The organism is Thiosocius teredinicola (assembly GCF_002009425.1).
GTDB lineage: Bacteria > Pseudomonadota > Gammaproteobacteria > Chromatiales > Chromatiaceae > Thiosocius > Thiosocius teredinicola.
The window spans coordinates 1,116,312-1,139,626 of record NZ_CP019936.1; the positions used below are offsets into that span (position 1 = coordinate 1,116,312).

At 60.2% G+C, this 23,315-nt stretch carries 26 protein-coding genes; 19 read left to right on the forward strand and 7 right to left on the reverse strand.

Annotation, left to right across the window (positions count from 1 at the left end; genetic code table 11):
- The first annotated feature begins 21 nt into the window (after positions 1-21).
- Positions 22-594 carry a NapC/NirT family cytochrome c gene (locus tag B1781_RS05440; RefSeq protein WP_078118686.1) on the forward strand — a complete coding sequence of 191 codons (573 nt, stop codon included), beginning with the start codon at positions 22-24 and terminating at the stop codon, positions 592-594.
- 62 nt (positions 595-656) lie between these two features.
- Here B1781_RS05440 and B1781_RS05445 read toward each other — a convergent pair whose 3' ends face one another.
- The 3 genes from B1781_RS05445 to grxC form a co-directional block, all read right to left on the reverse strand.
- A complete protein-coding gene (locus tag B1781_RS05445) occupies positions 657-1,124 on the reverse strand; it encodes a hypothetical protein (RefSeq protein ID WP_078118687.1) in 468 nt (155 codons plus the stop codon).
- A 31-nt stretch (positions 1,125-1,155) separates the two neighbouring features.
- Positions 1,156-1,557, reverse strand: coding sequence for an RNA-binding S4 domain-containing protein (locus B1781_RS05450; protein ID WP_078118688.1), 402 nt, complete (start codon positions 1,555-1,557; stop codon positions 1,156-1,158).
- A 106-nt stretch (positions 1,558-1,663) separates the two neighbouring features.
- Complete coding sequence (grxC, locus tag B1781_RS05455) at positions 1,664-1,981, reverse strand: glutaredoxin 3 (protein WP_078118689.1); 318 nt, start codon at positions 1,979-1,981, stop codon at positions 1,664-1,666.
- A gap of 156 nt (positions 1,982-2,137) precedes the next feature.
- Here grxC and pepN point away from each other — a divergent pair, with 156 nt between their 5' ends.
- The 15 genes from pepN to B1781_RS23325 all read left to right on the forward strand — a co-directional run bounded on the left by pepN (position 2,138) and on the right by B1781_RS23325 (position 15,671).
- Positions 2,138-4,774 (forward strand): aminopeptidase N, encoded by a 2,637-nt coding sequence (gene pepN, locus B1781_RS05460; RefSeq protein WP_078118690.1) that lies wholly within the window; start codon positions 2,138-2,140, stop codon positions 4,772-4,774.
- A 36-nt stretch (positions 4,775-4,810) separates the two neighbouring features.
- A complete protein-coding gene (locus tag B1781_RS05465) occupies positions 4,811-5,677 on the forward strand; it encodes a prenyltransferase (RefSeq protein WP_078118691.1) in 867 nt (288 codons plus the stop codon).
- 184 nt (positions 5,678-5,861) lie between these two features.
- Complete coding sequence (locus B1781_RS05470; protein WP_078118692.1) at positions 5,862-6,290, forward strand: FKBP-type peptidyl-prolyl cis-trans isomerase; 429 nt, start codon at positions 5,862-5,864, stop codon at positions 6,288-6,290.
- A 159-nt stretch (positions 6,291-6,449) separates the two neighbouring features.
- A complete protein-coding gene (locus B1781_RS05475) occupies positions 6,450-7,280 on the forward strand; it encodes a sirohydrochlorin chelatase (protein ID WP_078118693.1) in 831 nt (276 codons plus the stop codon).
- Positions 7,281-7,330: 50 nt separating this feature from the next.
- Entirely contained in the window at positions 7,331-7,867 is a 537-nt protein-coding gene (locus B1781_RS05480; protein ID WP_078118694.1) for a GNAT family N-acetyltransferase, read from the forward strand.
- A 108-nt stretch (positions 7,868-7,975) separates the two neighbouring features.
- Positions 7,976-8,371, forward strand: a complete 396-nt coding sequence (locus tag B1781_RS05485; RefSeq protein WP_078118695.1) for a hypothetical protein — start codon at positions 7,976-7,978, stop codon at positions 8,369-8,371.
- 111 nt (positions 8,372-8,482) lie between these two features.
- On the forward strand, positions 8,483-8,917 hold the full coding sequence (locus B1781_RS05490; RefSeq protein ID WP_078118696.1) for a cytochrome c: 435 nt from the start codon (positions 8,483-8,485) through the stop codon (positions 8,915-8,917).
- A 78-nt stretch (positions 8,918-8,995) separates the two neighbouring features.
- The gene (locus B1781_RS05495) at positions 8,996-9,451 is read left to right on the forward strand and encodes a YaiI/YqxD family protein (RefSeq protein ID WP_078118697.1); all 456 of its coding nucleotides are present in this window, start codon (positions 8,996-8,998) and stop codon (positions 9,449-9,451) included.
- Between the two features lie 28 nt (positions 9,452-9,479).
- Positions 9,480-9,962, forward strand: coding sequence for a hypothetical protein (locus B1781_RS05500; RefSeq protein WP_078118698.1), 483 nt, complete (start codon positions 9,480-9,482; stop codon positions 9,960-9,962).
- A 249-nt stretch (positions 9,963-10,211) separates the two neighbouring features.
- On the forward strand, positions 10,212-10,577 hold the full coding sequence (locus B1781_RS05505) for a hypothetical protein (RefSeq protein ID WP_078118699.1): 366 nt from the start codon (positions 10,212-10,214) through the stop codon (positions 10,575-10,577).
- Positions 10,578-10,931: 354 nt separating this feature from the next.
- On the forward strand, positions 10,932-13,235 hold the full coding sequence (locus B1781_RS05510; RefSeq protein ID WP_078118700.1) for a TonB-dependent receptor: 2,304 nt from the start codon (positions 10,932-10,934) through the stop codon (positions 13,233-13,235).
- Between the two features lie 66 nt (positions 13,236-13,301).
- Positions 13,302-13,961, forward strand: coding sequence for a MotA/TolQ/ExbB proton channel family protein (locus B1781_RS05515; protein ID WP_078118701.1), 660 nt, complete (start codon positions 13,302-13,304; stop codon positions 13,959-13,961).
- The gene (locus B1781_RS05520; RefSeq protein ID WP_078118702.1) at positions 13,958-14,347 is read left to right on the forward strand and encodes an ExbD/TolR family protein; all 390 of its coding nucleotides are present in this window, start codon (positions 13,958-13,960) and stop codon (positions 14,345-14,347) included. The genes B1781_RS05515 and B1781_RS05520 overlap by 4 nt, the downstream gene beginning before the upstream one ends.
- Positions 14,344-14,751: an ExbD/TolR family protein gene (locus B1781_RS05525; RefSeq protein ID WP_078118703.1), complete on the forward strand. Its 408-nt coding sequence runs from the start codon at positions 14,344-14,346 to the stop codon at positions 14,749-14,751. Before B1781_RS05520 ends, B1781_RS05525 begins: the two co-directional genes overlap by 4 nt.
- Before the next feature lie 47 nt (positions 14,752-14,798).
- Positions 14,799-15,671 (forward strand): energy transducer TonB, encoded by an 873-nt coding sequence (locus tag B1781_RS23325; RefSeq protein ID WP_174575399.1) that lies wholly within the window; start codon positions 14,799-14,801, stop codon positions 15,669-15,671.
- A 160-nt stretch (positions 15,672-15,831) separates the two neighbouring features.
- On the opposite strand, the gene B1781_RS05535 is transcribed toward B1781_RS23325, so the two are convergent.
- The 3 genes from B1781_RS05535 to B1781_RS05545 form a co-directional block, all read right to left on the reverse strand.
- The gene (locus tag B1781_RS05535; RefSeq protein ID WP_078118705.1) at positions 15,832-16,521 is read right to left on the reverse strand and encodes a response regulator transcription factor; all 690 of its coding nucleotides are present in this window, start codon (positions 16,519-16,521) and stop codon (positions 15,832-15,834) included.
- Positions 16,518-18,074 (reverse strand): sensor histidine kinase, encoded by a 1,557-nt coding sequence (locus B1781_RS05540; RefSeq protein ID WP_164513264.1) that lies wholly within the window; start codon positions 18,072-18,074, stop codon positions 16,518-16,520. The genes B1781_RS05535 and B1781_RS05540 overlap by 4 nt, the downstream gene beginning before the upstream one ends.
- Before the next feature lie 301 nt (positions 18,075-18,375).
- On the reverse strand, positions 18,376-19,020 hold the full coding sequence (locus tag B1781_RS05545) for a hypothetical protein (protein WP_078118707.1): 645 nt from the start codon (positions 19,018-19,020) through the stop codon (positions 18,376-18,378).
- A 36-nt stretch (positions 19,021-19,056) separates the two neighbouring features.
- Here B1781_RS05545 and B1781_RS05550 point away from each other — a divergent pair, with 36 nt between their 5' ends.
- Positions 19,057-19,863 (forward strand): formylglycine-generating enzyme family protein, encoded by an 807-nt coding sequence (locus B1781_RS05550; protein ID WP_078118708.1) that lies wholly within the window; start codon positions 19,057-19,059, stop codon positions 19,861-19,863.
- 4 nt (positions 19,864-19,867) lie between these two features.
- Here the strand turns inward: B1781_RS05550 and B1781_RS05555 are convergent, their stop codons facing one another.
- Positions 19,868-20,215 carry a S24 family peptidase gene (locus B1781_RS05555; RefSeq protein ID WP_078118709.1) on the reverse strand — a complete coding sequence of 116 codons (348 nt, stop codon included), beginning with the start codon at positions 20,213-20,215 and terminating at the stop codon, positions 19,868-19,870.
- A gap of 83 nt (positions 20,216-20,298) precedes the next feature.
- Here B1781_RS05555 and B1781_RS05560 point away from each other — a divergent pair, with 83 nt between their 5' ends.
- Both B1781_RS05560 and cca read left to right on the forward strand, forming a co-directional pair.
- Positions 20,299-22,134 (forward strand): ABCB family ABC transporter ATP-binding protein/permease, encoded by a 1,836-nt coding sequence (locus tag B1781_RS05560; RefSeq protein ID WP_078118710.1) that lies wholly within the window; start codon positions 20,299-20,301, stop codon positions 22,132-22,134.
- 28 nt (positions 22,135-22,162) lie between these two features.
- Entirely contained in the window at positions 22,163-23,311 is a 1,149-nt protein-coding gene (cca, locus tag B1781_RS05565) for a hypothetical protein (protein ID WP_078118711.1), read from the forward strand.
- The last annotated feature ends 4 nt before the right edge of the window (positions 23,312-23,315 follow it).

The following is a 23,315-nucleotide window of genomic DNA, read 5'->3' on the forward strand; positions in this document are numbered from 1 at the left end:
CGGTACTGCGGGGAGTTAGGAATGACCTATAAACAAAAGGCCGGTGGTTTTGCGCTCGGCGCATTGCTGATCGCCTTCATCGTCGGCATCCTGTTCTGGGGTGGTTTCAACTGGGCGATGGAGATGACCAATACGGAAGAGTTCTGTATCTCGTGTCATGAGATGCGCGACAACGTGTACGAGGAATACGTCCAGACCGTCCACTACAACAACCGGACCGGCGTTCGGGCGACGTGCCCCGATTGTCACGTGCCGAAAGAGTGGATATACAAAGTTAAGCGCAAGATCCAGGCGACCAACGAGCTGTACCACAAGGCGCTCGGCTCGATCGATACGCGCGAGAAATTCGAAGCGAAGCGACTGGAGTTGGCCCGCCACGTGTGGGACGCAATGAAAGAGACCGACTCGCGCGAATGCCGCAACTGCCATGAGTTCAATTCAATGGACTATGTGAAGCAGGGGCGTCGCGGACGCAAGGAACACCAGGAAGGATTCGCCGAGGGCAAGACCTGCATCGACTGCCATAAAGGCATTGCGCACGAACTGCCCGACATGTATGAAGAAGACAGCAGCGCCGTGTTGAACCGGCACTGATCACCTGCACCGGGTCACCCGCCGGCAATTGGCGGGTGACCGTTATCCCCAGCTTTCGATCTTCAACGCTTGCGCCTGGAACGTTTGCGTACCTGGTAGGCCGCTACGTCGCGCATGATCTCTGAAAAGGGGGCGGCTTCGAGTTGACCAAACCTCGCCTCTGCGCGCGCCAGGGCATCGTTGATGTCTTTGATTTCGCGCTCACTCGGTTCCTGCGCGCTCTCGCCGGCCAGCACACGTAGCAGGCCGCGCATGCCCCCGACCTGCAGGCGAATCGCCTTGCCATGCGGCAGCAAGCGGCGTTCTTCTTCGGTACGCAATGCGAAGCGTGCCTGTTCGCGCAGCAGCTCCAGCCACTTCAGGCAGCGCGCCTGGCCAGCCTCGTTGTTGCAGTGAACGCCTTCGCGCTCGGCGATACAGAAACGTTCGGCTTCGCTGCAGTTGCACTGGTTGGTGAGCACGCCTTTCTCGAAGGCGCAGTAGATCTCGTTGACTTCACGGTAGGTTTCGCGGAAGGCATCCTGGTCCATGGGTAATGGGAAGGCCGGGCGGTCGTGCGGCCTAGCGGCGGCTGTCTTCTTTGAAACGGTGGATCAAGCGGCGATCGCGCTTGTTCGGCTTGGTTGCGGTTTGCAGCGGCGTGGCCTGACGGGCGGTGCGCAGTTGCTCAAGCATCTGTTCGCGTCTTCGCTGACTCTCATCGGTTTCGGTATAGAAGCCGCGGGCTTCCGCGGCAGGGCGACGTTGTTTGGGCAGTACGCAGACTTCGATGTCCCAGGTCAGCCCTTCTTTGTTGATCTCAAGCCGGCTGCCGACACGGATATCCTTGCCGGGTTTGGTGCGCTGGCCGTTCAGATGCACCTTGCCGCCTTCGATCGCCTCGCCGGCGAGGCCGCGGGTTTTGTAGAAGCGTGCGGCCCACAGCCATTTGTCGAGACGCATGCGTTCGGTGTTGTCAGGCATTGCTTGCTTCAACACGGGAGGCAGCCGGCATCGCCCGAATGACGATGTCGGCGCCTCGAATCGATCCTAGCCGGCAGGAGTACAGCATAAGCCGGGATTGCTCGGATCAGGTCGGCGCGTCTTCCGACGAGTCGCGCGTGTGTGGGGTGTCACCCGGCATGCCGGCCGCCACCAGGCCGAGCATCGGGTCGAGTTGGCCCATGGCGTCGAGTTCCGCCATGTCGTCATAGCCGCCAACGTGGTGATCGCCAATGAAAATCTGTGGTACCGTTCTTCGGTTGCTGCGCTGCAGCATTTCGCTCATCAGACCGTGGTCCAGATCGATGCGCTTTTCTTCCCAGTTCATCCCTTTGCGTTGCAGCAGCATTTTCGCGCGCACGCAATAGGGGCACATCGCGGTGGTATACATGACGATTTCCGGCATGCTGTTCTCCTATGAATGGCTATTGTCATCGTAGCAACCAGCGATCGTCGGCGAAACCGGGGATTTACCCATTGGCTGGCCGCGGTTTGGGGGCTTCGCGCCGCCTCACCGGCTCGCTATGATCCAACCCATTAAGCTGCCAAACCGAGATTCGCCATGAAAGAAGCCTCACCGCGCACGATTCGCCTCAAGGACTATCAGCCGCCCGACTACCTGATCGAAACGGTCGATCTGAGTTTCGACTTGCGTGAACAAGGAACGCGCGTCGTTTCGCGCCTGGCGATCAAGCGCAACCCGCAGGGGAAGGGAGGGGCGCTCAAGCTCAATGGCGAAGGCCTGGAGCCGGTGTGGACGCGACTGAACGGCAGCGAGATGTCGGCCGATCACTATCGGATCGACGAGGAGTCGCTGACCTTGCTCGACCCACCCGAGGCCTTCGTGCTCGAGAGCGAGGTAATCATCGCGCCGGAAAAGAACACCGCGCTGGAGGGTTTGTACCGCTCGGGCGGTATGTTCTGCACCCAATGCGAACCCGAAGGATTTCGCAAGATCACCTGGTTCCTCGACCGGCCGGACGTGATGGCCTGTTTCACCGTGCGCCTCGAGGCCGACAAGGCGCAGTACCCGGTGCTGTTGTCCAACGGCAATCCACGCGAGTCGGGGGATTTGGCCGATGGTCGCCACTATGCGGTCTGGGACGATCCGATTCCCAAGCCCAGCTACCTGTTCGCGCTGGTCGCCGGCGATCTGCGTTACATCGAAGACAGCCACAGCACGCCTTCGGGCCGCACGGTTCAACTGCGTCTGTACGTTGAACCGGAGAATATCGATAAGTGCGACCACGCGATGCGTTCTTTAATCAACGCGATGCGATGGGATGAAGAGAAGTACGGTCGCGAGTATGACCTGGATGTCTACAACGTCGTCGCGGTAAACGACTTCAACATGGGCGCGATGGAAAATAAGGGGTTGAACGTCTTCAATTCCAAGTATGTGCTGGCGCGGGCGGACACCGCGACCGATACCGATTTTCTCGGCATCGAAGGCGTTATCGGGCACGAGTACTTCCACAACTGGACGGGCAACCGCATCACGTGCCGCGATTGGTTTCAGTTGTCGTTGAAGGAGGGCTTCACGGTCTTCCGCGACCAGGAGTTTTCGGCCGACATGGGTGCGCGTGGTGTGAAGCGGATAGAAGACGTGCGCATGTTACGCGCACATCAGTTCGCCGAGGATGCCAGCCCGATGGCACATCCGATCCGCCCCGACAGCTATATCGAGATCAACAACTTCTACACCCTGACGGTCTACGAAAAAGGCGCCGAGGTGGTGCGCATGCAGGCGAACCTGCTCGGCCCCGAGCTGTTTCGCAAGGCAACCGACCTGTACTTCGAGCGGCACGATGGCCAGGCGGTCACGACCGAGGACTTTGTGCGCTGCATGGCCGATGCCTCGGGCAAGGATCTGGGCCAGATGCAGCATTGGTACGACTATGCCGGCACACCGCAGGTGAAGGTGCAATCCGAGTACGACCCAGAGGCACAAACCTTCGCGCTGACCTTCGAACAATCAGTGCCCGATACCCCTGGGCAGACCAATAAACCGCCCTTTCTGATCCCGATCGTGACCGGTCTGGTGGGTGCCGATGGTGACGATCTATCGGTATCGCTCGAAGCGGGCGGTGAAACCGCCACCGAGCACACGCTGCAGCTCACGCAGGCAAAACAGCAGTACGTCTTTCACGGGGTCGCGCAGAAACCGGTCCCTTCACTCCTGCGTGGCTTCAGTGCGCCGGTCAATCTCGATTACGGCTATGCCGATGATGACCTGATGTTCCTGATGGCGCACGACAGTGATGGCTTCAACCGCTGGGATGCGGCGCAGACACTGGTTCGGCGTGTGTTGCTCGGCATGGTCCAGCAGTACCAGGATGGCGTCGAGATGCTGGTTCCCGACGGCGTACTCGAGGCATTCCGCCGCAGCCTGCTCGACGAGCAGGCACAGCCGGCGCTCGTTGCCGAGGTGTTGGCGCTGCCGTCGATCGGCTATCTGGGAGACTTCATGGAGACCGTGGACATCGACGGTCTGCACCTGGCGCGTGAAACCTTGCGTGCCATGATCGGGCGCGAGTTGGATCGCGAGTTGAACGACACCTATGCGGCGCTGCAGGAGGCAGGCGAGTATCAACCCACGCCGCAGGCCATCGGTCGTCGCAGCCTGAAGAACCGGGTTCTTGGTTATCTGGCATCGGCCAGCCTTGCGGGCGAGGAGTTATGTCGCCAGCAGTACCTCGCGCAACACAATATGACTGATGTGATGGCGGCGTTGGCGTTGATAGCCGACGGTGATCACGCAGCGCGCGAAGAGGTGCTGGCCGATTTCGAGTCGCGCTGGCGGCGCGATGCCCTGGTGATGGATAAATGGTTCGGTGTGCAGGCGATGTCGAATCGCAGTGACACCCTCGATCGGGTCAAGGCGCTGATGCAACACCATGCGTTCTCGATGCATAACCCGAACAAGGTGCGGGCGCTGATTGGCGCCTTTGCCAACGCCAACCCGGTACGCTTTCACGCCGCGGATGGTTCGGGCTACGAATTTCTCAAGAAGCGCGTGCTGGAACTCGATCCCGCCAACCCGCAGATCGCGGCCCGCCTGGTTCGTGCATTGTCGCGTTGGCGTCGCTACGACGAGGATCGTCAGGCGAAGATGCGAGCGGTGCTCGAAGCCATTGTGGCTATCAAGGTGTCGAAGGATGTTTACGAAATCGCATCGAAGAGTCTCGATGGCGGTTGAGATGCCGGCGTCGCGTGTTCTCAATGGGGCCGGCCTTTGACTCAAGCCGCAACTGAGCGCGTCGCCGATTGGCGAGAGGCGCTCAACCCGCCGATCTACCTTGTCTCGATACTGCCCGGTCTGGGGGTCTGGTGGTTGGCCCGGGGTGATGTGCAGTTCACTCTGGGGCTGTTGTTGGCCACGCTGGCGGTTGTGCTGGTGCAGCATGCGATCAATCTCTATAACGATGCGGCTGACTGGCGGCTGGGTGCGGATACCGAGAAGCACGATTCGTGGGTGCGTGTTCACGACCAACGGCCGTCGGTTGCCGTCGTGCACGGCACTGTCGCCCTGCTCGTCGGAGGGCTGCTGGGTATTGTCGTGCTGTGGCTGCAGGACCAGCTGTGGTTGATGGCGGTCGCGCTGCCAATGGTGGGGCTCGGGTACCTCTATAACGCCGGAGAAAAACCGCTGTCGTACACTCATCTCGGTGAGTGGGTGACGGGCCTGTGCTACGGCCCCGGCGTGTTCGGTTGTCTGTGGCTGGTGGCCGGGCGCCCGGCCGACGCCTCTTGGGTCGCCGGCAGTTTGGCGTTCGCTGCGTTGGCGGTAGCGCTGCTGTTGTCGCATCAGCCGCCGCAGATCGAAACCGATCGCCGAGCCGGCAAGTATTCTTTCGCCGTGCGCTATGGTGTGCGCGCAACCAGGCTGACGGCACGCGTGCTGTTCACTGTGTTCGTCGTCGCGATGCTTGCCGGTGCCGCGTCCCGGGATGATTCCGTGGTGTGGTGGCTGCACGTGGCGGTCGCGGCAGTATTGATGGCCTACGTTGCTTCTGTCGGCATCAACCCCAAGACCATTCTGCTGAGCGCGAGCGCGTTCGTGTTGTCAGGATTGGCTGCCATGCACCTGGGCACTATCTAGCTCACCTTGTGCACCTTTCGGTACTGCATAAATAGATCGATTTGAGTTATCCGTCGAGGTTGTCTAGGGTGGCGGATATGAGACTGGGTTGCCGGTAATTTCATGGCTCTGCGGCTGTTGCGTAGTGGTTGTGCGAATCCGCCGCTGGCGTGGTCATTCCCCAATAGCCGAAAGGAGCTACATCATGCAAAAGCCGAAGTCAGGCGACACCGTTCGCGTGCATTACACAGGTACCCTGGATGACGGGACCGAGTTCGATACCTCGCGCGGCCGCGAACCGCTTGAATTTGCGATGGGAAAGGGACAACTGATTGCGGGGTTCGAGAATGCCGTGGCCGATCTTGGTGTTGGGGAGAGCTGCAAGGTCACGCTTCCGCCGGAAGAGGCGTATGGCGAGGTCAACCAATCCATGGTTCAGGACGTGCCGCGCGAGTTGATGCCGGAAGGCGTGGAATTGCGCGAGGGTATGGTGTTGCAGGGGCAGAGCCAGGAGGGCCGTGTCGATAACTTCACGGTCGTGTCTTTCACCGAAGAGACGGTGAAGCTGGATGCCAATCATCCGCTCGCCGGCAAGTCGTTGACCTTCGACATCGAGTTGATCGCGATCGTTTGATGTCTGAGCAGCTGTGATCGATTCCCAGCGATATCGGTCACAGCTCAATCCCGCCATTTCCGTCCGTCCTGGTCACTTTCTCCTTTACACAAGCCGGGTTAACACGGCGCCCCATACTGCGCGAAAATTCCCAAAATTCAGGTGTTGGAGAAGAGTTTGATGGAACCACTGGTGCTCCTGGTGGACAACGGGTCGCGACGTGCCGAGGCCACGTTGAGGCTACGCGAGTTGGCTGCGGCCCTCTCCGTGAAGCTAGAGAGGCCCGTGGCGCCGGTGTCTCTGCAGCATGCTGACAAAATACCTGCCGTCGAGTTGGGTGGTGAGCCTGCAAACGTCTTTGCCGAATATGTGCAAACGAGGCTGCAAGCGGGATGCCGAGAGTTCATCATATTGCCGCTGTTCTTCGGCGAAAGCAGGGCCCTGACCTCGTTCATTCCCCAGCAGGTGGCGCTACTTGCGCAGACGTATGGCGCTTTCGGTGTGCGCGTGGCCGACGTGATCTCGCCGTTGCCCGCTGGTGAGTCGCGTTTGGTCGACATTGTGGCATCGCATATCGGGAAAGCAGCAGAGCATCTGGATCGTTCGATGACTCACGTCGTTCTGACCGATCACGGCTCGCCTACGCCGGTCGTGACCAATGTACGCAAATGGGTTGCACAGCAGCTTGCAGAGCGGCTTGGTGGCGGGATCCATCTCACGCAGGCAGTGATGGAGCGCCGCGAGGGCCCCGAGTACGACTTCAACGGGCGACTGTTGGCCGACGAGCTCGATCACATCGCCTCGAGCGATGATCAGGCAAGGGTTGTGGTCGCCATGATGTTCTTGTTGCCGGGTAAGCACGCCGGTGACGGCGGCGACATAGCGGAGATCTGCAGTGCTGCTACAGAGCGCAACTCCGGGCTTCGGCTGCAGGTATCCGCCCTGATCGGTGATCATCCTCTGTTGGTCGATATCCTGGCAGACAGGTTTGCAACTGCTGCTCGACGCTAGCGATATCATTGCACCGCAGTGCCGGCGGTCTTGGTAGAAGGGAGGCTTGTGTGGTCGCGAGCATACGAAAAGCGGAGACCATCGATTGTGAGGGGATTCGCGACATCCATGTGTCTGCGTTCCCTGAAAACGAGAGCGGATTGGTCGCGACGTTGGCGGAACGGCTGCTGACCGAGCGTACGTCGCCGGAAACGATCAGCTTGGTTGCCGAGGTCGACGGTCATCTGGTCGGCCACATAGCATTCAGCCCATTGGCGATGGAGTCCAACGCTGCTCGGATTGGATATGTACTGGCGCCGCTCGGCGTACGACCCGAGTATCAGGGGGCCGGGGTCGGGGTAAAGCTGGTGGAGGCGGGCAGGCAGATGCTTTCAGATAACGGTGTCGACATGCTGTTCGTGTACGGCGATCCGGCGTATTACGGCAGGTTTGGTTTCGATGCCGATTTGGCCAGTCACTTCCTGCCGCCGTACGAATTGACGTATCCGTTCGGTTGGCAGGCGATGGCTTTGCGGGACAGCGTATCTGATGTGCAACCTTGCACGCTCTCATGCGTGGCTGCGCTGCGCGACCCGGCACTGTGGTAAGTGCCATGGTTGCGTGTTGCAGTTCCCGGGTGCAGCCCAGAGAGAGGTTGTGATCGGGATGCGAAGCGACTGTGCCGTCAACGTTTGGCTTATTCGCCGGTCGTCTGAATGAAAAGAATCCTGTGGTGGTTTGTTTTATCGGCCATGCCGATGATCTCGTGGGGTGATTCATCCGTGGACTGGTTTCGTCTGAAAGAGATAACGACGTATCCCTATCAAGCCTCAGCAGAGAGGGTTCACTTCATTCAGTCTGCCGGCATGCAGATACAGACCGGTATGGATGTGTCTGAGGTCGTCGATATCCTGGGTCCGCCAGACGAAGTGCGAATACTGTACGCACCGGTCAAGACGGCCGCCGAGCCGGTCGGGCATTCTTATTGGTATGTGGTTCGCAGGCTCGCACCGAGCGGCAGCGCTGTGGAAAGGCAGGAGCAAGCAGTGCGCGTTATTTTTGATGTAAATGCCAAGGTGACGCGCGTCGATGGGATCGGTCTGCTGGATTAGGTGGCGGATTGGCTTATGCTCTCTGTTACGAACACAAATTGAACCAACGTTACCTTTGTAATGACCCGATTCGAACGGGCGGCTACCACCGGTACAGTGGACGCAATTGATATGAAACGTATTGCCAGTATATCGGCGTTGTTTTTGCTGTTGGCAGGTTTCCCAATCGGGGCTGCAGGCGGCGAGAACGACACCGACAGCCGATTGAGTTTGCAGCTGACACCGAGCGAGGAGAATCAGTTCCTGTCCGAGATGCGCCAGATGCTGGCCAGTATCCAGGGCATACTCGCCGGAATAGGCAGCGAAGATCGCGAGTTGATCGCGCGTTCAGCGAGGACATCCGGCAACCGAATGGCGCGCGCGACGCCAGATACTGTGCGGCAGAAGTTGCCTGAGGCGTTCAAGGAGTTGGGCGGTCCGACTCACCTGATGTTCGAAGAGTTGGCGATTCGTGCGGAAACCGACGATATGTCATCGTTGGCCGAGTTTACCGGGCAGTTGATGCATCAATGTTTGAATTGTCATGCGAGCTTCAAGACCAATTGAGCGCATCGGCTCAGCTTTCTCTTGTACCTGTGTCGCAATGAGGACTGATAGCCATGACGTCGGTGCCGGGGAACTGATATGAAAATTTGGGTAGACGGTGATGCCTGTCCGGTGGTGATCAAAGAGATCTTGTTCAGGGCGGCCGAGCGGACGAAAGTTCTGGTCACGGTGGTTGCCAACCAGGCGGTGCGGATACCCCGTTCAAACTTCGTGCAAATGCTTCAGGTGCCGCGTGGTTTCGATGTCGCCGATGAGGAGATCGTCCGCAGAGTCGACGCCGGCGACCTCGTGATCACGAGCGATATCCCGCTGGCGGCAGATGTCATCGACAAGGGCGGCGTTGCGTTGAGCCCTCGAGGCGAGCTGTTCACCAAGGACAACGTCAAAGCGCGACTCAATATGCGGGATTTTCTCGACACCATGCGCTCCAGCGGTTTCGACACGGGTGGGCCGCCGGCACTCAGCAGCAACGACAGGAAGGCGTTTGCCGACCATCTCGATCGCGTGCTGACCAAAGCGACGGGTGGCAATTGATACAGGCTAGGCCGATCGGGAGAAAAGCATGACAGAAGACAAGAAGTCCTGGTGGCACACTCTCCCGGGTGTGTTGACCGCATTGGCCGGCGTAATTACCGCGGTCGCCACATTGATCGGTGTGTTGAGCAAGATCGGTGTGTTTGACGAACCGGGTGCTCAGCAGACCTCGTCGACGCAGGTATCGGTCACCGAATCCGGCACTAACACACCGGTACAGACGACCGACGGTTGGGCAATTATCGGTAAGCTCAAAAACGGTCGCTTCTACGATCTCAAGTTGATGGTTCACGAAGATGCACCGGCCATTGGCCGGCGCTACGATGTCGTGGAGGATTTCCGGGTGGTGCAGAAGCGTTACTCCGACCGCGAGGAGCAGGGACAGGTGATCACACTCGGCAAAGTGCAACGCGGCGATTCGGTGGAGATTCTCGATATCTATGCAAAAACGCCCAGCAGCCAGGCCGTGCCGGTATGGGCGAAACTCCGCGCTGCTCTTCACCAGCGATGAACTGCGGGCATCGGTGCATGAGCGTGCGCGCTATTGCCTGGAGTTGAACCGGGCTGCCGTACCGCCGGAGATTGATTGGCAGTAAATGGCGGTCAAAGCCTTTTGCGAAGGCACGCTCCTGTAGGTTTTCCGCATGCAGAACAAGATTGTCTGCACGGCAACGATTGACGCTGTCGAATGGTGTGATGTCGGCAAGGTCTGCCGATAAGATAAAGAACACTTCGATCAGGAACTGAGCCTCGCTAGGCCATGGAACACTTCATCGACTATGCGACCGCAAGCACCGGCCGAATGGTGGTTTTGGCCGCGGGGCTGTTGCTGGCAGTCATTGCGTGGTGGAAGCTGGTCCGCTCGGATTGCCCGCTTATCCTGAAAATACTGGCCTTCCCGATACCACTGATTCCGGTTATCGGAGCCTTCATCGTGCTGTGGACACTCAGTATGCCGGCACGCCAGTCGAAAGACCTGCGTGCCGCGATGAATCACTATGGTCAAGGTGGCCGCTTTATCGGCAACGGATCCGGTGAATTCACCTACAGTGATCCGCCGGACGAGGCACCGGACAGGCCGGTGAAGTTCAAGCCTTTGTTCTGGCGCAGAAAGCGACGTCGCTGATCGCCTACCGTCGTTGACCGGGGGCGGCGCTGTGCGTCATGCAGCCCCGGACAGCGCGCAGGACGTTGTGTCGTTCAGCGTTTGACGCAACGTCGCGCTGATCAACCAGTGTTCCGGCACATCTTCTCTCCCTGGTGTCTCAGCGACCACCCGCACCATCCATCGCTTCACCGACGCCCGATACGGCGGCATCGCCGCACGCGTCAGAGGGGCAAGCTCTCAGGAAATCCTCAGAGTTGGGTTGTTAACGTTTGCAACACAACGATTCCGAGGCGGGAATCCCTAGCCTACCCAGCCGGCGGCAGGGTGTGAGCTGGGCTTCCCGACGATAATTTCCGTGAGGTGACCCAAGTCATGGCTCTCTTTGATTCGTCGCACCGCGCCGGCCGTGTGGCTCTCGTGTACTCCCTGGTTGTCGCTGGGGCAACGCCGACGGCGGTGCGGTCGGCGCAGGCCGTCGATGCGATCGAGGTCATCGGCGTTACGCCGCTGCACGGTACCGGCGTGCCGGCCGGCGAGTATCCGGCAAACGTCCAGACGCTGACGCGGGACGACCTAGAGGACGGTGGCCTGGATGTTACCGACTCGCTGAACCGCAAGCTGAGCAGCGTCACGCTGAATGCCGCACAAAACAATCCTCTGCAACCTGATGTGCAGTATCGCGGCTTTACTGCCTCGCCGCTGCTTGGACTGCCACAAGGTATCGCGGTGTACGGCGATGGCGTGCGGCTCAACAGTGTGTTCGGCGATACCGTTCACTGGGACATGATCCCGCAGCACGCCATCGGTAGCATCAACCTGATACCGGGTTCGAACCCATTGTTCGGTCTCAACACCTTGGGTGGTGCCTTGTCTTACCGAACCAAAGACGGATTCACGACAGATCGGAGCCGCGTATCTGTGCTCGGCGGATCATTTGACCGCTGGGAGGTTGCGGCAGAGACCGGTGCGCAACACGGCGAGTGGGCCTATTACCTTGCGCTGTCGTACTTCGATGAAGAAGGGTGGCGCGATTATTCGCCGTCGACCGCCCAATCGTTGTTCGGCAAGGTGAGCTGGCAGGCGGGTGTATCGCGTCTGGATCTCGGCATCAACATTGCGGACTCCGACCTGATCGGCAACGGCGCAACGCCGTCACAACTGTTGGACGAGGATCGCGAGGCGATCTTTACGCGGCCTGATCAGACCGAAAACGAGTTGTTCGCGGTGACGCTCAACGGCGAGACAGAGTTGAATGAGAACACGTTGCTGGCCGGCAATATCTATTATCGTCAGCACGACATCTCGACGCTGAACGGTGATGACTCGGATATCGAGGAATGTGCGCTGCCGGCCAACGCCGGACTGTTATGCATTGAAGATGACGGTACTGAAGAGGTCGTCGAAGATCCAAACGGCAACCCGATCGCAGCCTCCGAGGCGCTCGAAGGCGCAACCGTCAACACCTCGCAGACCGATCAAGACAGCTTCGGCATGACGCTGCAGGCAACCTTCCTGCACGACCTTGCCGGTCACGAGAATCAACTGATCGTGGGTGGAGCATGGGACGAAGGTCGTGCCCACTACCGCGCCAAGACCGAGCTGGGTTCGCTCGATGCAACGCGCCTGGCGGTTGGTGGCGGTGTGTATGACGGCGAGTCGTTCGTCGATGTGAAAACCAGAACGCGCAGCTTTGGCCTGTTTTTCTTTGATTCGCTGCGCGTGAGCGACGCGCTCACCTTGAACCTGGCTGGGCGCTGGAACAGCACCAACGTGGAACTGGACGACCAGTTGGGAACAGCCCTGAACGGTGATCATACCTTCAGCCGGTTCAACCCCTCGATAGGCGCCAGCTATGCACTCAAGCCATCGGTGACCCTGTATGGCAGCTACAGCGAGTCCACGCGGGCTCCGACGCCGGTGGAGCTGACCTGCGCCGATCCGGACGACCCCTGCCGCCTGCCGAACGCCTTTGTAGCCGATCCGCCGCTTGACCAGGTGGTTGCCAAGACATTCGAACTCGGCGCGCGGGGCCGATCGGGCGGGATTAACTGGAACGTTGCTGCGTTCACCACCACCAACGAAGACGACATCATCTTTATCTCATCCGGCGCACTGACCAGCGAAGGCTATTTCGACAACATCGGCGATACGCGCCGCCGTGGCATCGAGTTGGGCGTTTCCGGTAGCGCGTTCTCGGACCGTCTCGACTGGTTTGCCGGCTACACCTATCTCGACGCCACCTTCCAGAGCGACTTCAGGGCGCCGAGCGAGAATCATCCGCAAGCCGTTGGCGGCGAGATCGCCGTCGAGAAGGGCGACCGCATCCCAGGTATCCCGGAGCATGTATTCAAGGTCGGTGCCGACTACAAGGTGACGCCGGCCCTGTTGTTGGGCGGTGAGGTTATCTACGCGTCGGATCAGTATCTGCGTGGTGACGAATCCAATCAGCTCGACCCGATCGATGGCTATGCCGTAACCAATCTGCGCATGCGTTACCAGGTGAACAAGACGTTCAGCGTTATTGCGCGCGTCGACAACGTGTTCGACAAGGAATACGAGACATTTGGCGTGTTGGGCGAGCCGGACGAGGTTCTCGGTGCAGCCTACGACGACCCGCGCTTTCTCGGCCCGGGGTCGCCGCGTGGCGGCTGGATCGGTGTTGAGGCGACGTTTTAACGCGCGGGCAGGGTGCGATGCCTGCTTGTTTAATCGTCGCAATCCTTCGCCACCCACTGTGATGACATGAATACAGACAAGCTATTGCCTTTCTTATCGGACTCTACGTTGCTGCAAAGCGGTGGCCCGGTTGTCGTCATCCTGCTCGTCATGTCGATTGTGGCGACCACCGTGATACTGGTGAAACTGTGGCAATTTCTGCCGTTCGGTATTGGTAGCGCAGCTGCCGTTCAGCGCGTGTTGAAGGCATGGCAGGAGGGAGATCGGAAGCTCGCCCTCGAACATGCGCGGGCGGGTCGTCAGCCGGTGCAGCGTGTCCTTGTTGCCGCGATCGATGCGATGCTTGCAGGCAGGCATGACGCGTTCGTCCGCGAAGAAGCGGAGCGCGTTGCTGCCGAATTGCTCGAAAGGCGGATTCGTTACCTGCGGATCCTGGAGGTGATAGCCGCATTGAGCCCATTGCTCGGCCTGTTCGGCACCGTTCTTGGAATGATCGATGCATTTCAGGCGATGGAAAGCGCCGGTCGCCAGGTGGACCCGGCCGTTCTGTCGGGTGGGATATGGCAGGCATTGTTGACGACAGCCGCTGGGCTGGCCGTTGCGATGCCGGTCGCCGCGGTGCTGAGCCTGTTCGAGGGTTCGGTTCATCGATTGCGCCATCAGATCGAGGACGCTTTGACCCGGCTGGTGCTGAGCGCGCATGGGCAAGATCCAGCAGGCGCATGAAGATCCAGATCGCGCACCCACGTCGGCGCAGTTTGATTGGGCTTACGCCCCTGATCGACGTCGTTTTCATTCTGCTGTTCTTCTTCATGTTGGCGTCCAGTCTCGACAACTGGCAGGGGATGGATTTCCACCTGGGTGGGACGACCGCAACACTGCCGCCAGCGCAGGACACGTTGCAGTTTGTCGTCCACCCCGGTGGAGCGGTCGAACGCAAGGATCAACGATTCGGTCTGTCTGCTTTCATTGCGTACGTTGAATCGCAACCACCAGACACTACGATTGTGCTGGTGCCGGCGGCCGACACTCCGCTACAAGACCTGATCGGCGTCGTCGATGCGGCCCGACTGGCAGGGCTGCAACGCGTGGTTTTCGGCTTGCGCGAATGAAACTCGAACTGCCCGACAAGCACCGCTATCGTCCAGCGTCCGACGATCAGACGCTGGGACTTATCAACGTCGCGTTCCTGCTTCTGGTTTTCTTTTTGATGGCTGGAACCTTAACGCCGGCTGAGCCGTTTGATCTCGATGCGCTCCTTATCGCATCGGGAGAGCCGGGCAAACCCGACAGCGACCAGCTGTTGGTCGCTGCTGACGGACGTATCGGCTATCGGGGAACCGTTCATACGCTGGAGGCGTTGTCTGCGGAAATGTTTGCGCCGTTGGATGGCGTCTTGACGGTCAGGGCCGACCCCGAACTCAACGCGCGGACGATGCTGGGGTTGATTGCCAAACTGCGGCAGCTTGGCGTACGCGACATTCGCCTGGTGGGTTTGCCGATCGTGACAAGCTAGTTCGATACCTATCTGCGCTCAAATCTATGCCGATCTCCGCGACAACTATGCACTGGCTATTCGCCTTCGTTGCTGCGTTGATACTGAACCTCGGGATACTGCAGAGCCTGGAACCCGATGTGGCTCACTCGCCGGCTGGCGAAGGACCTATCGCCCTGGATATTGCCGTCATCGCATTGCCGGCGGATGCACCCGAGGTGAGCCAAACCGACGATGCCCTACGCGAGAGCGCAGAATCGGCGGCATCAGAGGCCCAGCAAACAGCCCCGCAAGCCGAACCCGAACCGTCTCCGCCACCTGAGCCACAACCACTGCCGGTCGAACCCATTGCTGATCCCGACATACAGCAGGTCCTGCCGACGGAGCGCCAACCCGAGGCAGTGCAAGAGGCTGAGAGGAAATTGCCGAAATCCTTGCCCAAGCCCAAGCCCAAGCCCAAGCCCAAGCCCAAGCCCAAGCCCAAGCCCAAGCCCAAGCCCAAGCCTCCAGCTAAGCCAGACGCAGTTCAGCAAGCGAGATCGCAAACGGTCGAATCACGAAGTCAGGCACCGACAGCCGCGGCACCGTCGTCGAGCCAGGCTAAGAGAAGCCAAGAGGTTGACGTTCGCAAGAGCACATCCAGACCCTCGGCGGAGGTGACTGGGCGTTACACTCAGCAATTGCGGGCCCGCATAGAGCGCGGCAAGCGCTATCCGCGAAAAGCGCTGATGCGCCGAAAGCAGGGAACCGTCACCCTGCGCCTGTCGATCAATGCGAGCGGATCCTTGCTAAGCGTTGCGGTGGTTGCCACTTCCGGGCACCAGGTACTGGACGAAGCAGCCGTCAGGTTGGCAAGAGAGGCCGCGCCTTTTCCGAATTTGCCGGCCGGCGAACCGGTGCCGTTCGAGGTCACGGTACCGGTCGTTTACCGCTTGCGATGATCGTCCCAGGCTGTTGCCGGTTTCTCAGGACTTACTCATAAACTGCAACCTATCCTTGTTGCGTCCCCCCAAGGTGGCTCGTGTCATTGTGAGACGCGTCAGTTGGACGCCTCGAGATTGCGGCCGGCGATTCGCCGGCCGTTTTTTTTGTTAACCCTGGCTAGACGGCCAGCGGGGATAGATCGAGTTTGAAGCCGGCGCCACGGACCGTGCGGATGAAGGGTCGCTGGCAATGGGCGTGCATCTTCTTACGAAGGTATCCGACATAGACATCCACGGCGTTGTCCGAGATGTCGCTGTCCGCGCCCCAGGCGCACTGAATAATCCGTTCCCGCGAGACGACCTTGCCGGCCTGTTCTGCCAGGCACACAAGCAGCTGGAATTCGCGTTCGGTCAACTCGACACGTTCGCCATGGCAGAACACCTCGCGTGCCCCGCGATCGAGGCGCATCGCTCCATAGTCCACCACGTCATCGGTGTCGGCAGCGCCGCTGCGGCGAATCAGGGCCTTCATCCGTGCAAGCAGTTCGGCGAAGGCAAATGGTTTGGTCAGATAATCGTCGGCGCCGGCTTCGAAGCCGTCGACTTTGTGCTCGACGCTGTCTCGTGCTGTGAGCATCAGCACCGGCGTGGTGATCTGCTGTTCGCGCAAGCGTCGGCACAGTGCCAGGCCGTCGATATCGGGCAGCATCAGATCCAGCACCAGTGATTGGTATCGCCCGGTGAATGCAAGATCGAGTGCCTGATAGCCTTGCTGCACCCAGTCGACTTCGAAACCGGTCTTGCGCAGTCCCCGTTGGATCATCTGGCCAACGCTGGAATCGTCTTCACACAGCAGTAGTCTCGTCATGGTTCGTCCAAGCGATTGAGTTCGATGGCCACCAGTGCGCCTTCTTCGGTGTTGCCGATCTGAATGTCCGCGTCATGTTGTTTGATGATCCAATGGGCGATGGCCAGACCCAGGCCGGCGCCTCCACGCATCCTTCCTCCGCTCGTTTGGTAGTAGCGGTCGAAAAGGTCCGGCAGGGTGGGGTCGTCAAAACCGGGCCCCTGGTCGAGTATCTCGATGCGCCAGGCATCGTTCCTCTGTATGAGCACGACCCTCACCGTATTTCCCGGCAGCGAGAACTTGACCGCGTTGTCGATCAAGCCAAGCAGACATTGTCCCAGCCAGCTCGGGTCGGCCATGACGCGTGCAAGCTTTACGTCGTTGCCGACCTGCACGTCGATCGCCACCTGCTCGATCTCGGCCAGCCCTCGTGCCTGGGTGCATACCTCTGCGACCAGCTCAACCAAGTCGACGGGTTGCAGCTCGAGCTGTAACTGGCCGTCCTCGGAGCGCGCGAGTAGCAAGAGATCCTGCACCCGCCGCCGCAGGTACGCAGCATTTGCACTAATGCAACGCAATGACTGTGCCATCTCGGGATCGATCGCGTCTGCGTCCTGCAGGGCCAGTTCGGTTTCTCCTATGATGGCGGTCAGGGGCGTGCGCAACTCGTGGCTTACGTTGGCGAGAAAACGCTTGCGGCTGTCGTCGATGGATTGCAGCCGCTGATTGGAGCGATTCAGGAGCTCGGTTCGCTCGGCGACCCGGTGTTCGAGTTGTTCGTTGAGTGTCTCCAATTTGGTACGGTGGTGTTCCACGCGCTTCGCCATACGGTCGAAATGGCGTGCCAGCAGCCCCAGTTCGTCATGCCGAAATGCGCCCAGGTCGCGCCGCGTGCGCCCAGAGGAGAGCGCCGCAGCGGCGCTGATGATCTCGGAGATGGGTGATGACAGCACACGCCGTACGTGCCACACCAGAAATACCGCCAAAAACAGGCAAGAGAAGGCAATCGCGACGCCTGTCGCGAGCAGTGTGCCGCGCAGCTCGCGCATGCCCAGGTCGACGGCCGCGATTTCCCTTTTTTCATCGATCACCAGTCGGGCAATCACCGGTTCAATGTGTTGTTTCACGTGGCCAATGAGTTCGGCCGTGAGACCCTTGATGCCGGCGACCTGGCTACCAGGCCCGCCATCCAGGGTGAACACCGTCGGGTGATCGAACAAGGCCCGCGTTTGTCGGCGCAGTTCGGCGGTGCGATCGAACTCGTCGTTTTCGCGCGCGCGCTCGTCGTCTGTTGAGATCAATGCGACTTCGCTGCGCAACACGGTATCGAATTCTTCCAGCAGCGTATCGATGCGGCGTTCGGCGTCCTGGAGAATGGGGTCTGACCGTCCCGGCGTCATAGCGCTGGCGCGAATCACGACGTAGGCATATATCTCGCTCGAAAGACGCGATGCCAGTTGCAACTGGGTATGCGACTTATCGGCGCGTTGCAGGAAATAGGATGCGCGCTGAATACCGAGGCTGGCTGCCACGGCCATACCGAGTATCAGACATGCCATGATTCCCAAGGCCATGGCGATCTGCCAACGGATTGAAATGGCGCGCCGTCGCATGTCGGCATTGTGGAGGTGTTGCCCGATTGCGTCGAGGTCTTCCGTCGATCAGCGTTGCAGCGAGCGAACCGATGGGGTTGCTGGTCGGCCGGCCGGTGACGCCGACAGCGATTGGCAGGGCGTCGACCGATGGTTGTTCAGGCAGTGGTCGCAGTCGGCCCGTCGAAAGGCCAGTGAACGGTCGGCCGGCTATTCGGGCGGGACGGCATGGAAGGTATACGTAGCGCCGGCTGTCAGCGATGCCCCGTATCGCTGGATACGCTTATTCCTCGGCTTTCTTCGCAATCGGCACGATGGTACTCGGCGCGACTTCGATCAGCTTCAGGCAATGCTTTTCGTCGGCGGAATACTTCGTCAACGCACCAACGTGACAGTTTCTTGCGGCCTCGACGCCGATCGAAACGATCTCTCCGCAGGTGATGCCGCGGAAGTCGATCTCCTGGTATTGCGATGCGGTCGGCTTGATGTACGAATAGCCGCGACTGACTGTTTCGAAAGGCAGCTTTTCACCCTTGTAGGCGGTGAAGCGCAGTACCAGCGTGCGGATCTGTGCTTGCAGATCATTTTGTAGCCGCAAGCCGAGGCGACAACCGCGCGCCAGGTCGGACTTTTTCTCAAGCGTCAGCATTGCGACGGGGTCGCCTTCTTTTTTGCCGGACTCGGTTGCCTCACTCCACTTGCCGTTGTCGTGCAGGATCACCTTGCGCCCGTCGGCCGTGACGGCGGTGGTGTCGGCGAAGGCAATCTGGGCAACGCCCAAAAAGACTAAGATTCCGATGAGGCGGTGAGGCATGGGGTACTCCAGTACAGGTTCTTCGGCTGCAATGCTCGCACGAATCGGGTCGCCATTTGAAGTTTGATCGGCGCCGCCCGGCGGGCGAAAGAAAAAACCGCCTTCCCCGGTCACACCTGGAGCGATTACCAAATGTCGGGAGGACAAACCATGCGCGCACCCATCATATCGACAGCATTCCTGATCTTTACGGCTACAACGCCGGCGGTGGCCGAGCGGATCGCGATTCCGGCCGGCAGCTTTCATATGGGGTGTTCGGTGGGCGACCCGGCGTGCGGCGATGACGAGGGGCCGGTAGGCGGCGTACGCGTCGATGTACCCGCATTTCTGCTGGATCGCAACGAGGTCACGGTGGCGGAGTTTCGCGCCTGTGTCGCCAGCGGCGACTGCAGCGAACCGTTGACCAACCAGCGCAACCAGTATTGCAACTATGGCCATGCTGAGCGCGATGAGCATCCTGTGAATTGCCTGGACTGGGGGCAGGCGGTTGCCTATTGCCAGGCCCAGGGCGGTCGTTTGCCGACCGAGCCTGAGTGGGAATACGCCGCGCGCGCCGGCTCGAGCAGCCGTTATCCGTGGGGAGAGGCGGTCGACTGTTCGACGGCGATTGTCGATGAGGTGAGCCCGGATGCGTCAGACCGGGAACCCGACGGTTGTTACACCGATGCCACCTGGCCGGTCGGTAGCCGCGCCGCCAATGCCTTCGGCCTGTTCGACATGCACGGCAATGCCGGTGAGTGGACGGCAAGCTGGTATGCGCCGGACGCGCTCACCGCTTACTACGCCAAGGGCGATCTCGCCGGGCCCGCCGATGGCCGGCAGCGCGTGGTGCGCGGCGGTTCGTGGGATGAAAACCGACCGAACCTGCGCAGTTCCTTCCGCAACGTGAAGCCGCCGGAACAGGACGGCGCGATCTATGGCTCGGTCGGATTCCGCTGCGCGGCCGACGCGCGCTGATCTCTCAGTCGTATTTGTAGTGTTTGACCTCGCGTCGCCCTGACTCCGTTTGGTGGCGACCCAGGTTGCGCTGCATGATGATGCCTTCCATCTTCCAATCCAGGCCTGCCAGATCGATCGGCGGATAACGGTCGTTCAACGCGATCAGGCGTTCACCCTCGTCGTCTTTCCGGTACTGGCGGAACCAGCGAACCCCCTCGACCAGCGCCATCACGTACATGCCGTGCTGGCACCAGTCCGCGGGCTCGATCACGACCACGCATTCGTCGGGGAACTCGGGTTCCATACTGTCGCCGATCACCTGCAGCGCGAACGGTTCGGAGTTGCTGCAGCTACTTAAAGGATCGTTCATCGGAGGCTTTTGCATCACGGCTACTCTGGTAAGCTGATGATCCCGCGCCGCGGGAAATCACTGAAATTGCAGAGAATTCTATCATGGTGCATTCGGGGGGCGTGGCGCCCCAAGTCCACAAAGATCGGCGGGATTGGCACAACCTCAAAGGTATGTTGCCGTTTTTGTGGGAGTTTCGTGGCCGCGCCCTGTTTGCCCTGTCGTGCCTGGTGTTGTCAAAGGTCGCCAATGTCGGCGTGCCGGTCGTCCTAAAACACATCGTCGAGCATTTTGAGCGGGTCAAAGACGATCCGGCAATGCTCGCCGCCGTGATGCCGCTGGCCCTGCTGGTCGCCTACGGTGCCTTGAAACTCAGCTCTTCGCTGTTCAATGAGCTGCGCGACGTGGTGTTCGCCAAGGTGCGTTATCGCGCCATGCGCCGCCTGTCGACGCGCGTGCTCGAACATCTGCACAAACTTTCGCTGCGCTTCCATCTCGATCGCAAGACCGGCGCGGTCAGTCGCGACCTGGAACGCGGTACGCGTTCGGTCAGCACGATCCTGAACTACATGGCGTTCAGCATCCTGCCGATCGTGGTCGAATTCGGCCTGGTTGCGATCATTCTGATCCGGGACTACAGCTGGGTGTTCGCCGCCGCGATGTTCGGTTCGGTTGTGGTGTACGTCGCCGTGACCTTCGCGATCACCGAATGGCGCATGGATTTCCGCCACTACATGAACCGTCTCGATTCGGAGGGCAACACCCAGGCCTTCGACAGCCTGATCAACTACGAAACCGTGAAGTACTTCGGCAACGAATCGATGGAGCTGCGGCGTTACGACGGCACCTTGTCGGAGTGGGAGCATTGGGCGGTCAAGAGCCAGACCTCGATGTCGATGCTCAACTTCGGCCAAGGCGCGGTGATCGCTCTGGGCGTGACGTTGGTTATGTACCTGGCGATGCGCGGTGTCGCATCCGGCGAGATCAGCATCGGCGACCTGGTGCTGTTGAACGCCTTCTTGCTGCAGCTTTTCATTCCGCTCGGTTTCCTCGGCATCGTCTATCGCCAGATCAAGTATTCGCTGGCCGACATGGACCTGGTCTTCAAACTGCTCGAGCGCGAGCCGGAGATCACCGATAAAGCGGGTGCTGCACCACTGCAGCTCGATGGCGGCAAGCTGCGCTTCGAGTCGGTCGACTTCGGCTATCAGCCCGACCGGCAGATTCTGTATGCACTCGACCTGGACGTACCGCCCGGGCACAAGGTGGCCGTGGTTGGACATAGTGGTGCCGGCAAGTCGACCTTGGCGCGACTCGTCTATCGCTTCTACGACGTCGATGGCGGCCGAATCACCATCGATGGACAGGACCTGCGCGATGTGACCCAAGACAGCCTGCGCGCGGCGATAGGTATCGTGCCGCAGGATACGGTTCTGTTTAACGATACGATCTACTACAACATCGCCTATGGGCGCCCGCAGGCAACGCGCGAAGAGGTCGAGCAGGCGGCTGCAATGGCGCATATCAAGGCCTTTGTCGAAAGCCTGCCGGAGGCCTGGGAAACGCGCGTCGGCGAACGTGGTCTGAAGCTCTCGGGCGGCGAAAAGCAGCGTGTGGCGATCGCCCGTGCGATTCTCAAAGACCCGCAGATCCTGATCTTCGATGAGGCAACCTCATCGCTCGATACGCGCACCGAGCAGGCAATCCAGGAGACCTTGGCCGAGGTCGCCGCGAAGCACACGACGTTGGTTATCGCACATCGCCTGTCGACCGTGGTCGATGCCGACCAGATCCTGGTGATGTCTGCGGGGCGGATTGTCGAGCGCGGTACGCATGCCGAACTGCTCGCCGGGAACGGAATCTATCGTGAGATGTGGGAGCTGCAGCGCAAGGAGCGCGAGCAGGAGCAATACGATCAAGCCGAGGCGGATTCAGCGTGATGCGTCGGGCGTTCTACAGGGTAGATATATGAAGATATATCTCGTCGGTGGCGCCGTGCGCGATCGGTTGCTCGGCCTGCCGGTCGTCGAACGCGATTGGGTGGTGGTCGGCGCAACGCCGAGCGACATGCTGGGTCGAGAATTCAAACCCGCCGACAGCGTCTTTCCGGTGTTTCTGCACCCGGATACCGGCGAGGAGTACGCATTGGCGCGACGTGAGACCAAGAGCGGTGAAGGCTACCGCGGTTTCGAGGTGTATTGCGGAGCCGATGTGTCCTTGGAAGAAGACCTGCGTCGGCGTGATCTGACGATCAATGCGATGGCGCAGGATGACGATGGCGGGCTGATCGACCCGTTCGGTGGGCGTGACGATCTCGATGAGGGTCGTCTGTGTCACGTGTCACCCGCTTTCACCGAAGACCCGTTGCGGGTCATTCGGGTGGCCCGATTCGCCGCCAAGCTCGGCCGTTTCGGTTTTCGGGTCGCACACGATACCCATCGCCTGATGAAAGAAATGGTCGGGCGCGGTGATATGCAGCATCTGACCGCCGAGCGCGTGTGGCGCGAGATGATTAAAGCGATGGCGACCGATCAGCCCTGGCGATTTTTCGAGGTACTGCAGCGCTGTGGTGCGCTCGAAGCCTTGATCCCCCGACTTGCAGCTGCAATGGGCAGCCCGGGCTCACACACGGAGGCGGCCGATAGTGCGCCGGTCGCCGCATTGAAACGGATAGTGCCTGCGACCGACGATCCCGCTGAGCGCTTGGTTGCGGCACTCTGGGATTGCGCATCGAGCGAACGAGAGGTCGCAGCTGTGGCCGAGGATCTGCGCGCAGACCGCGACGTCGCCACGTTGCTGCGCAAGCTATCGTCGGGCAGGCCGCTGTGCGATGCCGCGACACATGGCGATATCGACGCGCTGATGCGGTTGATCGGCACCTGGCGCGGCTGGAATCACGATCGGGATTTCGAACGCCTGGTGCGCATCCACGATGCCCAGGCCGAGCGGCCGATATTGGCGCCGCTGCTCGACGTGGCACTGCCGGCAGCGCAGGGCGTCAGTCCCGCGGCGTTGCAGGCGCAAGGCTTTGCCGGTGCCGAACTGGGCAGGCAGCTCGATGTGCAACGGCGTGACGCCGCGCAGCAAGCCCTCGAACGTGCCGGTCTGGTAACGTAGGCGG

What these genes read in the sequence shown, in the direction of transcription:
- B1781_RS05440 (WP_078118686.1), top strand. Translation starts at nt 22, where the DNA reads ATGACCTATAAACAAAAGGCCGGTGGTTTTGCGCTCGGCGCATTGCTG.
- B1781_RS05485 (WP_078118695.1), top strand. Translation starts at nt 7,976, where the DNA reads ATGAAAAGAATCCTGTGGTGGTTTGTTTTATCGGCCATGCCGATGATC.
- B1781_RS05495 (WP_078118697.1), top strand. Translation starts at nt 8,996, where the DNA reads ATGAAAATTTGGGTAGACGGTGATGCCTGTCCGGTGGTGATCAAAGAG.
- B1781_RS05515 (WP_078118701.1), top strand. Translation starts at nt 13,302, where the DNA reads ATGAATACAGACAAGCTATTGCCTTTCTTATCGGACTCTACGTTGCTG.
- B1781_RS05520 (WP_078118702.1), top strand. Translation starts at nt 13,958, where the DNA reads ATGAAGATCCAGATCGCGCACCCACGTCGGCGCAGTTTGATTGGGCTT.
- B1781_RS05555 (WP_078118709.1), bottom strand. Translation starts at nt 20,215, where the DNA reads ATGAACGATCCTTTAAGTAGCTGCAGCAACTCCGAACCGTTCGCGCTG.
- B1781_RS05470 (WP_078118692.1), top strand. Translation starts at nt 5,862, where the DNA reads ATGCAAAAGCCGAAGTCAGGCGACACCGTTCGCGTGCATTACACAGGT.
- B1781_RS05535 (WP_078118705.1), bottom strand. Translation starts at nt 16,521, where the DNA reads ATGACGAGACTACTGCTGTGTGAAGACGATTCCAGCGTTGGCCAGATG.
- pepN (WP_078118690.1), top strand. Translation starts at nt 2,138, where the DNA reads ATGAAAGAAGCCTCACCGCGCACGATTCGCCTCAAGGACTATCAGCCG.
- B1781_RS05550 (WP_078118708.1), top strand. Translation starts at nt 19,057, where the DNA reads ATGCGCGCACCCATCATATCGACAGCATTCCTGATCTTTACGGCTACA.
- B1781_RS05500 (WP_078118698.1), top strand. Translation starts at nt 9,480, where the DNA reads ATGACAGAAGACAAGAAGTCCTGGTGGCACACTCTCCCGGGTGTGTTG.
- B1781_RS05540 (WP_164513264.1), bottom strand. Translation starts at nt 18,074, where the DNA reads ATGGCCTTGGGAATCATGGCATGTCTGATACTCGGTATGGCCGTGGCA.
- B1781_RS05450 (WP_078118688.1), bottom strand. Translation starts at nt 1,557, where the DNA reads ATGCCTGACAACACCGAACGCATGCGTCTCGACAAATGGCTGTGGGCC.
- B1781_RS05560 (WP_078118710.1), top strand. Translation starts at nt 20,299, where the DNA reads ATGGTGCATTCGGGGGGCGTGGCGCCCCAAGTCCACAAAGATCGGCGG.
- B1781_RS05510 (WP_078118700.1), top strand. Translation starts at nt 10,932, where the DNA reads ATGGCTCTCTTTGATTCGTCGCACCGCGCCGGCCGTGTGGCTCTCGTG.
- B1781_RS05525 (WP_078118703.1), top strand. Translation starts at nt 14,344, where the DNA reads ATGAAACTCGAACTGCCCGACAAGCACCGCTATCGTCCAGCGTCCGAC.
- grxC (WP_078118689.1), bottom strand. Translation starts at nt 1,981, where the DNA reads ATGCCGGAAATCGTCATGTATACCACCGCGATGTGCCCCTATTGCGTG.
- B1781_RS23325 (WP_174575399.1), top strand. Translation starts at nt 14,799, where the DNA reads ATGCACTGGCTATTCGCCTTCGTTGCTGCGTTGATACTGAACCTCGGG.
- B1781_RS05490 (WP_078118696.1), top strand. Translation starts at nt 8,483, where the DNA reads ATGAAACGTATTGCCAGTATATCGGCGTTGTTTTTGCTGTTGGCAGGT.
- cca (WP_078118711.1), top strand. Translation starts at nt 22,163, where the DNA reads ATGAAGATATATCTCGTCGGTGGCGCCGTGCGCGATCGGTTGCTCGGC.
- B1781_RS05505 (WP_078118699.1), top strand. Translation starts at nt 10,212, where the DNA reads ATGGAACACTTCATCGACTATGCGACCGCAAGCACCGGCCGAATGGTG.
- B1781_RS05445 (WP_078118687.1), bottom strand. Translation starts at nt 1,124, where the DNA reads ATGGACCAGGATGCCTTCCGCGAAACCTACCGTGAAGTCAACGAGATC.
- B1781_RS05475 (WP_078118693.1), top strand. Translation starts at nt 6,450, where the DNA reads ATGGAACCACTGGTGCTCCTGGTGGACAACGGGTCGCGACGTGCCGAG.